The following is a 13,908-nucleotide window of genomic DNA, read 5'->3' as shown; positions in this document are numbered from 1 at the left end:
CCCGATTCATTGTTACAACATCCATGGCATTATTAAAAGTCTTCGGCAAAGCCCCCGCCGGCCCGCGCCTCCAGCGCATCCACCGCTCCGCGCATTACAGCGATGGCAGCTTCCAGAATCTCGTCCCCACGGATGTAACCCTTAAGGACACCAACTTCTTCAAAATGATGCGGGCGTATCGCAACCGGCCTGCCAACACCGCGCCATCCCAACCCATTCCATCCGTGCGCACCGATCTGCGCAGCCTGCCCGTGGACAAAGCCTCCATCGTCTGGTTTGGTCATTCCTCGTATCTGCTGCAACTCGGCACCACCCGCATCCTTGTCGACCCGGTCTTCAGCGGTAATGCCTCTCCCTTCCCCTTTTTTGCAAAGGCCTTCCCGGGGGCGGATCTGTATAAGGCAGAGGACATGCCCGATACGCTCGAAGCCATACTGCTCACCCATGACCACTACGACCATCTCGACTATAAGACCATCCTGAACCTGAAGGATAGGACCAATCATTTCTATACTTCGCTTGGCGTCGGCGCCCACCTCGAATTCTGGGGCATCCCCGCGGAGAAGATCACCGAGCTCGACTGGTGGGAAACTGTACCTATCGACCCGCAAGGCCGACCCATCACTGGCGGCGCAGCAGACTGGGGCGCCGGCGATATCCAGCTCACTGCCACCCCCGCCCGGCACTTTTCGGGCCGAACGTTCAAACGAGGCGGTGCCGCCTGGTCGTCGTTTGTCCTGAAAACAACTGATCTCAACCTCTTCCTCGGCGGCGACTCCGGCTACGAAAAACATTTCGCCACCATCGGCGAAAAATATGGTCCTTTCGACCTCGCCCTGCTCGAATGCGGCCAATATGGCGTCAACTGGCCCTATATCCATATGCAACCCGAAGAGACCGTACAGGCCGCCCTCGATCTCAAGGCAAATATCCTCTTCCCCGTACACTGGGCCAAATTCACCCTGGCCCTCCATCCCTGGAACGAACCCATCCAACGGGTGAAAGCCGCCGCCACTAAGGCCGGACTCCCCATCACCACCCCGAGGATCGGGGAGATCATCACCATAGACCAGCCTTACCCCAACGATGCCTGGTATGATTTTTTATAAACTTACAAACTATGGAAAAGGAATATCCCGTAAAGATCCTGGCCATCCGCCAGGTCACCCACGACGTAAAGGAATTCCGCGTGGAAAAGCCAAAAGGCTATAGCTTCATCCCTGGCCAGGCCACGGATGTATCCATCAACCTGCCGGAATGGAAGGAAAAGAAAAACCCCTTTACGTTTACGGGGCTGAATGATGACTCCTTCCTCCAATTTACCATCAAAGGCTATCCCGACCGTCACGGGGTCACCGATCGCCTCCACCAGCTGCAACCAGGTGATCAGCTCATCATAAGGGACGTATGGGGCGCCATCGAATACCGGGGCCCGGGCGTTTTCCTGGCTGGCGGCGCGGGGATCACCCCTTTCCTGGCTATTTTCCGGCAACTGCACCGCGACCATGAAGCAAGGGGCAATACCCTCTTCTTCTCCAATAAAACCGAAGCCGACATCATCGAACACCAGGAGCTATTGACCATCCTCGGTGTCAGCGCCAACTTTATCCTCTCCAACGACCCACAGGCAAAGGGCTACCTTCACACCCGCATCGACAAAAAATTCCTCAAAGAACAGATCACCGACTTCAGGCAGCCCTTTTACGTCTGCGGCCCCGATCAGATGGTCATAGACCTCAACGATATCCTCAAAGGCCTGGGCGCCACACCAGAATATTTGGTCTTCGAGAAATAGACCAATTGGACCACAAAAAATGACCTTTCCCCCAGCGGCTCGTTAATGCAAAAAATTCTCGATATTTACGTCCCGATCTACCGAATTACCTCCACAGACACGACAAAGGGAAAAGCCAATTAGACTTTTCATCAGCATTTGACAATCGTATGCGCATACTCCCTGCCGTAGGCATCTGGATACTGCTTTCCTATGCCGGCACGGCCCAAACCCTGGACACCCAAAACAGCCCCCGTCAACGCCTCAGCTTCGATGACGGGTGGAAATTCCATATGGGTGATGACCCCGGAGCCAGTACCCCTGCTTTTAACGACAAAACCTGGCGTAGCCTCGATCTCCCCCATGACTGGAGCATCGAAGGCGATTTTAGTCAGAACAATTCCACGGGTCAGCAGGAAGCCGGCTTACCCGCCGGCGTCGGTTGGTATCGCAAAACCTTCCGGCTGGCCACCTTCACCGCCGCCGCATCCGGCAAACAAGCCTTCGCGGGCAAGGCTGTCCGCGGCATTAGCACCTTCAGCGACAAAGTCTATATCGACTTCGACGGCGTCTATCGCAACAGCGAAGTATACATCAACGGTCATCTGCTTGGCCGGCGTCCCTACGGCTATATCTCCTTTCGCTATGATCTCACGCCCTGGCTGAAGAAAGGCGCTGACAACGTCCTGGCCGTCAGGGTCGATAACTCCACTCAACCCAATTCCCGCTGGTACACCGGCACGGGCATCTACCGCCATGTATGGCTGGAAACACTCCCCGCTGCCCCCGTCGCCATCGACCATTGGGGAACCTTTATCACCACCGGGGATGTCACCGGGCAGCAGGTACGCCTCCGCATCGCCACCACCCTCCGGGCGGCGCAACCCGGCCAGACCTGTACCCTGCAACACGTTCTCATCGATTCCAACGGGAATAGGGTTACAAGCCTCAGCCTTCCTTATACCGCAAAGGATACGCTTAGCACAGTTCAACAAGACCTCTTGTTCCCCAATGCCCGGCGCTGGTCACCCGAACACCCTTATCTCTATACCGTCGAGACCAGTCTGCTCATCGGCAACCGGGTCGTTGATCGCTATACGACCCGCACGGGTATCCGAACGTTTCAATTTGATCTCCGGCAAGGCTTCCTGCTCAACGGGCGTCACCTGAAGATAAAAGGCGTCTGTTTGCATCATGACCTCGGCGCCCTCGGGGCGGCTGTCAATACGAGCGCCATGCGGCGGCAACTGCAGATACTAAAGGATATGGGCTGCAACGCCATCCGCACCGCGCATAACCCGCCTGCCCCGGAATTCCTCGATCTTTGTGATGAAATGGGTTTCCTCGTCATGGACGAAGCCTTCGACATGTGGCAAAAGAAAAAGAATAAATACGACTACTCACTTTCCTTTCCACAGTGGCACAGGCAAGACCTGGAAGACATGATCAGACGCGATCGTAACCATCCCTCCGTCTTTATCTGGAGCATCGGCAACGAGATCCACGAACAGTTCGACAAAAGCGGTATTTCCCTGGCAAAAGAACTCACCCATATCATAAAATCGCTTGACCCAACCCGGCCCGTCACTTCCGCGATGACGGAAGCCGACACCCTGGAGAACAATATCTACCAGGCCGACGCCCTCGATGTGATGGGGCTCAACTACAACCAGCAAGTGTATGATTCAGTGCAGCGGAAATACCCCGGTCTTCCCTTCCTCGCCACCGAGACTACTTCGGCCGAGGCCACCCGGGGACATTATGACATGCCTTCCGACAGCATTCGCCATTGGCCTGCGTCTGCAAAAGTTCCTGCCGTCGGCGTCAACCACGACTATACGATCTCCGCATATGATAATGTCTCTCCTTACTGGGGCTCCACGCACGAAGAGACCTGGCGCATCGTCAAACGGGACCCCTTCGTTGCAGGCCTGTTCGTATGGTCGGGCTTCGACTATCTCGGCGAACCCACCCCTTATCGCTGGCCGGCCCGCAGCTCTTATTTTGGCATCGTCGATCTCGCCGGATTCCCCAAGGACAGTTATTATCTCTACCAGTCCGAGTGGTCGCAGAAACCCGTGCTGCATCTTTTCCCGCATTGGAACTGGCGGCCGGGACAGATGATCGATGTCTGGGCCTACTACAGCCAGGCCTCGGAAGTAGAGCTGTTCCTCAACGGCCAAAGCCTCGGCGTCAGGCGGAAGGAAGGCGACGATCTGCATGTCCAATGGCGGGTTCCTTTTGAACCCGGCGTTTTAAAGGCCGTTTCCCGCATCCATGGCAAGACGGTATTGGAGGACGAGATCCACACCGCCGGCGCTCCTGCACGTATTCAATTCATGGCCGACCGCCAGATGATCCACGCGGATGGCTGCGATCTTGCTTTTGTGGGAATCCGCATCACCGACGCCGATGGCAACCTGGTTCCCAATGCGGACAATGAGCTTTCCATCAAGATCACCGGCGAAGGCACGCTTGCCGCGATGGACAATGGCTACCAGGCCGATCTCGAATCTTTCCGTGGCACACAGCATAAGGCTTTCAACGGGCTTTGCCTGGCGATCGTGCGGTCGAAAAAGAAAGCCGGCAAGATCACGCTCCACGTAAGTGGTGCGGGTCTCTCACCGGCTACACTGGACATCGATAGCCAATAAGTTCATTTTTTGTTCTTCACCGTTATGACCACTCGCCGGTTTCGATAATTGGCAAGCGGATCAAAAGGCTCCATAACATCGCTTTCACTGACAGGGCTGACATCCATTCTGCCTCCGTCAATACCTTTGTTCCGCAAGTATTGTGCAACGGATTTGGCACGTTCCGCGCCCACTTTAGTATCTTCCGGTTCATTTTCATCATCGCAAATATGGCCTACAATGGATATGCGAATAGCAGGGTATTGCTTCATGATGGCTGCCACTTCGTCCAAATGGCTTTTCTGATTTTCAGGAATCCGGGTTTCGTCAAGATGGCCAAATACCACGGGCCCCTCTATCGCCTCATACTGCTCATTGCCGGTAGTGTCCGTTACCGGTTGCTGTGGTTCTTTTGTTGTATTGGTTTTTGGCCTGGCAGATCCGAAGCTTAACCTCAGTTGTAGACCGAAGGAGAGCAAGGTCACCTGGCCCGCATTTGGCATATTCAGTACACTTCCAGCCTGTACTCCGCTTATACCCGTGGAACTGTATGTTACCAGCGGCATGCTGTCGTTCTTTTCTTTCAGGTCAGTCAGGCCATAGTCGGCATACACGCCGACATAGAAGCGTGTGCCGGGTGATAGACCGAAGCTTAATCCCGTAGCCGCGCTCAATGCCGCCGCAGGTCTCAATTTGCTAGTTGCGTTGGAATTCCAATTATTGATCGTTCCAAAGCCATGCTTCGGCAGGTTCGACACCTCCACGTTAAAATCGGGATAATACCCGGAAAGCACCAGTTGTGCTGCGGATACCTGTATGCTGGTATTGAAAGGAACCAATACCTTGCCTCCGGCATCGAAGTACCATTGTACACCCTTGCCCTGGGTATGGTATTGCAACAGCAGTGGAATACCTGCCGCAAAAAATTGCTGCGTTTCTTTATATCCTGCCGTTTTCACGCTGTATCGGAACGCGGAGCCGGCATCGTCCACCTGGTAAGAGGTGAAAGCCACTCCGTCCCGCAAGGTGGCTCGTGTATTGTAGACTCCGCCGTTTATGCCGGTGAGCAGGTCCCAGTGGCTGCCCAGCCGAAAACCATAGCCCAGGTCCAAAGACCCGCCCGCGAGCTGCTGACTTTGCCCGTTTTGCAGCTGGTACTGCATCCCCTGCAATCCGCCGCTAAGCCCGATATACAGCCCTTGTGCACCGGCTTGCATGACTATTGCCGTAAAACAGATGGCTATCACTATTATTTGCCTGATCATTTTTGTCGCCCTCTATTAATTATTATGTTACTGCACCACGAGCACATTGACACTTGTCTTTTGTCCGCCGGCCAGCACCAGATTGAAAATGTAGATACCCGTTTCGCCAGGCATAGTTACCTGCATGGACGGCTCTACGTTTGTAATTTGTTGCCGTACCCTGCCGTTGAGATCTATTATTGACAAAACCGCGCCCTTTAATGCAATGCTGGTGTAATTGCTTGTAACGGTGACCATTGCGCCTGCTCCGGCAGGATTAGGATAAACCTTTATGCCCCCGGGTACGGCGGCACCGGCGGTGATGGAAAGTATACAGCTTTGAACCCGCTGGCTGTCCTTATTGGTTGCTATGACATAGTATTGACCATTCAGCGATGGCGTGTCGCTGTAATACGGACTGGTGGCTCCCGCGACGGCATTGCCATTTTTATACCATTGCCATTGTACATAATCGCCGCTGCTGTTATCAAAGAAGATCACATCGTTCCAGCGTTGCATTATCAGCGAAGCCGACTGATAATTCACGGTATCGGCGACGGCCGGGGCTGCGTTATGATTGGCATCTCCTGCTTGAGTGGCGGTAACGACGGTGCTGCCCGGTTTCAGCAATGTCAATGTATCCCCCGACACGGATGCGACAGCCGGGTCGGATACGGAATAGGTCACCGGCAAGCCGCTGCTTGCCGAAGCGGTTAGCTGCACCCGCGTTTGATCACTGCATCCTACTATCAGGCTTTGCGTCCATGTTATCAGCTGCGAAGTGATGGTAATGGTCAACGTATTCCCTGTGTAGTTGAGCGTGTAGTTGTTGCCTGCGCTCAGACTGCCTTCCGTTATGGCATAGGTGCCCACATTCTCACCCGGCGTCCGGCTCAGGCTCCCGGTAAACACGCTCGTATTATCGCCATTCAATAAACCGCTGACGGTATAAGTAAAATCCGGGTCCGGTGTGCCATATTTTTTTGTCTGTGCCATGGCAGTTACATGCAGTGCGGCAGGATTGATGGTAAGCGTCCCGGGGTTGTAGGTTATGGTATAGTTTGCGTCCACCGCGCCTGAGGCCGTGATAGGATAGGCGCCTGCCGGCGAGGAGGAGGTCGCGGTCGTAGTTATCGCGGGCGCGGTAGTCAGCCTGGACGCATTGTCCCCGTTGACAAAGCCACTGTATGACGCTGTCAGGGCGGGCACTGTTCCTCCGTAGGTCATCGATGCCGGGTTCGGGGTCACCGTCAGCGACGCCGGGCTGATCGTATAGGCGCCGTTGACGTAATTGATGACATAATTTGTACTCGCCGCACCGGAGGGGGTCAACACGTAGCTGCCTGCAGGTGCACCGGCAACAGCCGCATTGGTGACGATTGGTAGCTGGGTCAGGCTGCCGGGACCGTCCCCGTTGAGGAAGCCGCTATAGCTCACCGTAAGCGAGCTGGCAGGTACCAGGGGAGCACCATAGATGCTGCCGGCGGGATTGGCCGTGATGGTCAGAACCGCTTTTCCAACGGCCAATGTGCCAGCGACATAGTTAAAGGTATAGTTTGGAGAAGCCGCACCTGAGACGGTGATGGGATAGGTGCCGGCGGGAGAGGTCGCCTTTGCCGTCGTGGTGATCGATGGCTGCGTGGTCAGGTTGGACCAATTGTCCAAATTGACAAAGCCCGAATAGGTGATCGTCAGGACTGGCAGGGGACCTCCCAGGGGCATGGCTTTGTTATCGGCGGTAACGGTTAAGACGGCCTTGCCGACAGTCATCACGCCGGGGTTATAGGTTATGGTATAGTTTGGGTCCACCGCGCCTGCCGCCGTGATGGGATAGGTGCCTGTCGGTGAGGAGGAGGAGGCGGTCGTAGTTATGGTGGGCTGGGTGGTCAGCCTGGATGCATTGTCCCCGTTGACAAAGCCACTATATGACACTGTCAGAGCAGGCACCGTTCCTCCATACGTCATAGTCTGGTTGACCGCGGTTACGGTCAGCGCCGCCGGACCGATGGTATAAGTGCCGTTGACATAATTGATGACATAATTGTTTGTCTGTGCCCCGGAGGGGATCAATGTATAGCTGCCCACGGGAGCGCCGGCAAAAGCCGTATTAGTGACGGTTGGCTGTTGGGTCAGGCTGCCGGGGCCGTCCCCGTTGACGAAGCCGCTGTAGCTAACCGTAAGCGAACCGCCGGGCACCAGGGGAGCGCCATAGACGCTGCTGGCGGGATTGGCCGTGATGGTCAGAACCGCTTTTCCAACGGACAATATGCCAGTGACATAGTTGAAGGTATAGTTTGGAGACGCCGCACCTGAGACGGTGATGGGGTAGGTGCCTGCCGGTGAGGAGGCTGTGGCCGTCGTAGTGATGGTAGGTGGCGTAGTCAGCCTCGACGCATTGTCCCCATTGACAAAGCCCGAATAAGAGATCGTCAGGGCTGGCAGGGGACCGCCCAAGGGCATGGCTTTGTTGTCGGCGGTAATGGTTAAGGTGGCCTTCCCGACAGTCATCACGCCGGAAGTGTAGGTAATGGTATAGTTGGGGTCCACCGCACCTGAGGGGGTGATGGGATAGGTGCCTGCCGGGGAGGTCGCCGATGCCGTCGTCGTGGCTACGGGCTGTGTAGTCAGCTTGGAGGCGTTGTCCCCGTTGACAAAGCCGCTGTATGAAACGGTCAGGGCGGGCACCGTACCTCCATATGTCATGGTCTGGTTCACCGCTGTGATGTTCAGGGACGCTGGACTGATCGTATAAGTGCCGTTGACATAGTTGATGGTATAATTGGGACTTGATGCGCCAGAAGGGGTCAACGCGTATGTACCCACCGGGGCACCGGCAGTAGCCGCATTCGCAACGGTCGGTTGAGTGGTCAGGTTGCCAGGGCCGTCCCCGTTGACGAAGCCGCTGTAACTGACCGTAAGCGAGCCATTGGGCACCAGGGGAGCGCCATAGACGCTGCCGGCGGGATTGGCCGTGATGGTCAGGATCGCTTTTCCGACGCTCAATATGCCATTGACATACGTGAAGGTATAGTTGGAAGCTGAGCCGCCTGCGGGTACTATCGGATAGCTACCGGTAGGAGAGTTCGCATGTGCTGTCGTGGTGGCCGATGGCTGCGTGGTCAGGCTGCCGGGGCCGTCCCCATTGACGAAGCCCGAGTAACTGACCGTCAGGGCGGGCAGGGGACCACCCAGGGGCATGGTCTTGTTGTCGGCAGTAACGGTTAAGGTGGCCTTGCCGACCGTCATTGTACCGGCCTGATAGGTGAAGGTATAGTTGGGATCCACTGCGCCTGTGGCGGTGATGGGATAGCTGCCTGCCGGTGAGGAGGAGGTTGCGGTCGTAGTTATCGTGGGCGCAGTGGTCAGTTTGGACGCGTTGTCCCCGTTGACAAAGCCGCTGTATGAAACGGTCAGGGCGGGCACTGTACCTCCATACGTCATGGTCTGGTTCACCGCGGTAATGGTCAGGGGCGCCGGATTGATCGTATAAGTGCCGTTGACATAATTGATGGTATAATTGGAACTCGATGCGCCGGAGGGGGTCAACGCGTAGGTGCCCACCGGGGCGCCGGCAGTAGCCGCATTCGCAACGGTTGGTGGTGTGGTCAGGTTGCCGGGGCCGTCCCCGTTGACGAATCCGCTGTAACTGACCGTAAGCGAGCCGACGGGCACCAGGGGAGCGCCATAGACGCTGCTGGCGGGATTGGCTGTAATAGTGAGGATCCCCTTTCCTACGGTCAGCGTCCCGTTGACAAAGGTGAAGGTGTAGTTATTGGATCCGCCACCGCCAGGTGTGATGGGATAGGTGCCGGCCGGAGAGTTCGCATGTGCTGTCGTGGTGGCCGATGGCTGGCTAGACAGGCTGGAGGCATTGTCCCCATTGACGAAGCCCGAATAGCTGACTGTCAGCGTTGGCAGGGGACCACCAAGGGGCATGGTCTTGTTGTCGGCAGTAACAGTCAGGGTGGCTTTGCCGACAGTCATCATACCGGCCTGGTAGGTGATAGTATAGCTGGGATCCACTGCACTCGTGGCGGTGATGGGGTAGTTGCCTGTCGGCGAGGATGAAGTGGCCGTGGTGGTTATCGTAGGGGGTGTGGTCAGGCTGCCGGGGCCGTCCCCGTTGACAAAGCCGCTGTATGTCACTGTCAGGGCGGGTACCACTGCTCCATAGGTCATGCTTGCATCATTTGCCGTGATCTTCAGGGGCACGGGATTGATGGTAAGCGTTCCGGAGACGTAGGTAATGGTGTAATTGGGGTCTACGGCGCCGGACGCAGTGATAGGATAGGTGCCTGCTGGCGAGGATGCGGTGGCCGTCGTTGCGATCGTGGGTTGCGTGGTCAGGCTCGAGGCATTGTCCCCGTGGACAAAGCCATTATAGCTGACGCTTAGAGTAGGATTGGCGCTTCCGTAGGACTTGCTGGCATTCCCGGCTGTGATCGTCAGGGCAGCCGGGTCGACCACCAGGGTGTAGGGCTGGGAACCCGTAAGCGTACCCGGCGCCGGGGTGTTGTCCTGGGCTGTCACGGTAAACGAATAGGTTCCGGCGGCGGTGGGTGTACCGGATATATGGCCGTCAGGTGACAAGGTGATGCCCGGAGGCAGGCTGCCAGCTGAAAGGGAAAAGGAATAGGGTGCGGTACCGCCGGTCACCGTCAGGGCCTGAGTATAGTTCGACCCGTACAGGCCGTCGGGAATCGTAGTGGGGGAAAAGACCAGTGAGGACTGTACATTGGGGCAAAAGCTGCCGTCAGCGGCCTCGATTTGGCCGCAAAGCAGAATGCCCAATGCCGACAAAAGGGCCGTAAAGAAAAGAGCAGTCTTTTGCATAAACCGACATCCTCATCTATTTCCTCGTGAACTTAATCTCCATCGACTTGAAATCCTTCCCATTCACCGGATAATACATTTCCATCACCTGGTGGTCATCATCCACGAACTTCCACACTTCCCGGAAGGGGGTATCTTTTCCGGACATGGGATCCACCATCGACCCGGTATACGTGATGCTCCTGGTGGCTGCATCCCATGGCCCACTCATAGTCATGATCCCCGTGCCCATATTGTCGACCCAGGAATTGACGAACACCTTCTTTGCATTGTCATAACCGGTGATGCCTTCGCCCTCAAATGGCATCCCCATCATGTTGCCCTTATTAACCGAACGCAGGTAGCGGCCCCCCATGATCATCTCATTGGTTGACTCGGCCGTAGAAGTCTGTGCCGGAGCGCCGGGTCCCATCCACATGGTGACGGCCGCCGTCCAACTGCCGGCGGATTTGGCCAGCATTTTATGGACCTCACCGGGAGTAGCATAAGCCATCATGGCTTTCATGTCGTCGTTGTTCTGGGAAAATGCGTGGGAAGGGCAGGTGATGGCAAGCATCACGATTGCAACGGTTAGCTTGTTCATAACAACTGTTTTGGTGACCCATAAGATACGAAATCCTTTTGACGCGTGAAAACTGTAGATTTGTGTATGAATAGGACCATACCGCTAACGCTCCTTTTCTTTTTACCGCTTATCCTTTTTGCCCAGTCAACCCAACGGCTCTTCCTCTCCGGCACCGGCAGTGATCATCCCGTCGAATGGAAATTCTTTTGCACCGATGGCCGCCAATCCGGTAAATGGACCACCATTCCTGTCCCTTCCAACTGGGAATTGCAGGGATTTGGCAAATACAATTACGGTCTCGACAAGGATTCCCTCCGTGGCCACGAAAAAGGACTGTATAAATACACCTTCACCGTGCCGGCCGGCTGGAAGGGTAGGGTGGTCGATATCGTCTTCGACGGCAGCATGACCGACACCGAGGTAAAGATCAATGGCAAGTCCGCCGGCGCCACCCATCAGGGCGCATTCTATCGTTTTCGTTACAACATCTCTGATCTCCTTCGTTACGGGGGCTCCAACCTTCTCGAAGTCACCGTGGCAAAAGAATCGGCTGACAACTCGGTGAATATGGCCGAACGCCACTGCGATTTCTGGATCTTCGGCGGCATCTTCCGCCCCGTCTATCTTGAAGTGATGCCCGTCCAGCATGTCGTAAGCCAGTCCATCGACGCAAAAGCGAATGGCTTCTTCCGGGCGACTGTCCGGCTCGCAAACATCACCGGCGCCGACCGCCTGACGGCCCAGGTCTATACGCTCGATAATGTTACATTCGGGGAACCCTTCTCGACAAGACTCTATATCGGTGACACCATCGCTCATCTCCAAAACAATTTTACTTCGCCCCTCACCTGGAACCCCGAAGCCCCGCATCTATACAAAGTCGTCTATACCCTGTCGAGGGGCAATATCCCCATCCATGCTGTTGAACAACGTTTTGGGTTTCGCACCGTCGAGCTCCGCGAACGCGATGGCATCTACGTCAATGGGGTCAAGGTAAAATTCAGAGGCATCTGCCGCCACTCCTTCTGGCCCACCACCGGCCGCGCCCTCAGCAAGGCCATCAGCATCGAAGACGTCCAAAACATAAAAGACATGAACATGAATGCCGTCCGGATGTCCCATTATCCGCCCGATGAGCATTTCCTCGATGTCTGCGATTCCCTTGGCGTCTTTGTGCTCGACGAACTTACGGGCTGGCAGCATGCCTATGACACGGAAGTGGGGTCGAAGCTGGTAAAGGAGATGATCGAAAAAGACGTCAACCATCCCTCCATCGTTGTCTGGGATAATGGCAACGAAGGCGGATTCAACTTCAATCTCGACACCTTATTCGACAAATACGATCCGCAGCACCGACCGCTTATCCATCCCTGGGCGCTTTTCCGTCACCTGGAGACCCAGCACTATATCAACTACGACTATGGCAATTCTACCTTCTGGCACGGCCACGAGGTCGTCTTTCCAACCGAATTCCTCCATGGATTGTATGACGGTGGCATGGGCGCCGGACTCTTTGACTTCTGGGAATTGATGTACCATGAACCTCTTTCCGCCGGTGGCTTCCTCTGGGATTTCTCGGACGAAGCGGTAGTCCGCACCGATCGCAATGGAGAGTTAGATACCGACAAGGACCATGGGCCCGACGGCATCCTTGGCCCCTATCGCGAAAAGGAAGGCAGCTTCTTTGCCGTTAAAGAGATCTGGTCGCCGGTGCACATCCAACGAAAGGAGATCACTCCGGCTTTCGATGGAACGTTATCGGTCGAGAACCGTTTTCTTTATACTAACCTCCGGCAATGTCGTTTCTCCTGGCGGCTGAGTCATGCGGCTATCCAGCCATCCGCCACCGCAGGTGAGGTCCCCGCTCCGGATATCCTCCCCGGCCAGACCGGTACGCTCACCCTTTCCCTGCCCAACCACTGGCAGGACTATGATATCCTCTCGCTGACGGCAAAGGACCCCTATGACCGGGAACTCTACACCTGGACATGGCCCATTGCAAAACCCGCCGACATCGCCCGTCGCCTCGTCGACACTACCGGTGCCACACCCGCATCCATTACCCGGACGGACTCACTCATAACCCTAACCGCCGCCGGAATCACCGCCTCCTTCGGCAACACCACGGGACTATTACGCACCATCACTAACACGAAAGGCGTCCTCCCCTTTGCGAACGGACCAACACTCACTTCGGGCGAGGCCATCCCTCAACAACTAACTACCCGCATGGATGGAAATACCGCCATCCTTGAAGCTACTTATGCAAACAAAAGCAACTGCTCGCAGCTGAAATGGACCATGTATCCCAGCGGGTGGTTAAAAATGGAGGTCCATTACTTCCCGCCGCAATATGAATTCGACCTCCTTGGTATCAATTTCTTCTATCCCGAAAAAGGCAGGGATTCTGTAAAAGCCATCCGCTGGCTCGGCAACGGCCCCTATCGCGTCTGGAAGAACCGGATGCAGGGCGTCACCCTGGACGTATGGGACAAGGCGTATAATAACACGATCACGGGACAGGGCAACGTCATCTATCCCGAGTTTAAGGGCTACTTCTCGAATTTCTATTGGATGCGGCTGGAAACGGCCACCCAACCCTTCACCATCGTTTGCGCCACCGAAGACATCTATCTTCGTTTATTCACACCCGCCGCCCCCGTAAAAACATACAACGTGACGCCCCCCTTCCCCGATGGCAATATCTCGTTTATGAGTGCGATCCCACCCATCGGGACAAAATCGCAGCGACCGGAAAAACTGGGACCTTCCGGCGAAAAGAATATGTATAACGATCGCGGCAGGAACAAGGACTATGCAAAAACCATCAGCCTCTATTTCGATTTTTCAGGAAAATAG

At 55.7% G+C, this 13,908-nt stretch carries 7 protein-coding genes; 4 read left to right on the top strand and 3 right to left on the bottom strand.

All coding sequences use genetic code 11. The features are described from left to right. The first annotated feature begins 23 nt into the window (after positions 1-23). The 3 genes from IEY39_RS12390 to IEY39_RS12380 all read left to right on the top strand — a co-directional run bounded on the left by IEY39_RS12390 (position 24) and on the right by IEY39_RS12380 (position 4,428). Positions 24-1,109, top strand: coding sequence for an MBL fold metallo-hydrolase (locus tag IEY39_RS12390; protein ID WP_188931868.1), 1,086 nt, complete (start codon positions 24-26; stop codon positions 1,107-1,109). An 11-nt stretch (positions 1,110-1,120) separates the two neighbouring features. Further along, complete coding sequence (locus tag IEY39_RS12385; RefSeq protein WP_188931866.1) at positions 1,121-1,795, top strand: ferredoxin reductase domain-containing protein; 675 nt, start codon at positions 1,121-1,123, stop codon at positions 1,793-1,795. A 149-nt stretch (positions 1,796-1,944) separates the two neighbouring features. Beyond that, complete coding sequence (locus IEY39_RS12380) at positions 1,945-4,428, top strand: glycoside hydrolase family 2 TIM barrel-domain containing protein (RefSeq protein ID WP_188931864.1); 2,484 nt, start codon at positions 1,945-1,947, stop codon at positions 4,426-4,428. A 2-nt stretch (positions 4,429-4,430) separates the two neighbouring features. Here IEY39_RS12380 and IEY39_RS12375 read toward each other — a convergent pair whose 3' ends face one another. From IEY39_RS12375 to IEY39_RS12365, 3 genes are read right to left on the bottom strand one after another with little or no spacing between them, the layout of a single operon-like run. After that, on the bottom strand, positions 4,431-5,672 hold the full coding sequence (locus tag IEY39_RS12375) for an OmpA family protein (protein ID WP_188931862.1): 1,242 nt from the start codon (positions 5,670-5,672) through the stop codon (positions 4,431-4,433). 27 nt (positions 5,673-5,699) lie between these two features. After that, on the bottom strand, positions 5,700-10,484 hold the full coding sequence (locus IEY39_RS12370; RefSeq protein WP_188931860.1) for a beta strand repeat-containing protein: 4,785 nt from the start codon (positions 10,482-10,484) through the stop codon (positions 5,700-5,702). A gap of 16 nt (positions 10,485-10,500) precedes the next feature. After that, the gene (locus tag IEY39_RS12365) at positions 10,501-11,067 is read right to left on the bottom strand and encodes a DUF1579 domain-containing protein (RefSeq protein WP_188931858.1); all 567 of its coding nucleotides are present in this window, start codon (positions 11,065-11,067) and stop codon (positions 10,501-10,503) included. 66 nt (positions 11,068-11,133) lie between these two features. Here IEY39_RS12365 and IEY39_RS12360 point away from each other — a divergent pair, with 66 nt between their 5' ends. Continuing rightward, the gene (locus IEY39_RS12360; RefSeq protein WP_188931856.1) at positions 11,134-13,908 is read left to right on the top strand and encodes a glycoside hydrolase family 2 protein; all 2,775 of its coding nucleotides are present in this window, start codon (positions 11,134-11,136) and stop codon (positions 13,906-13,908) included.

The organism is Puia dinghuensis, assembly GCF_014642875.1.
Classification (GTDB): Bacteria; Bacteroidota; Bacteroidia; order Chitinophagales; family Chitinophagaceae; genus Puia; species Puia dinghuensis.
This window is presented reverse-complemented; position numbering and strand designations above follow the sequence as displayed.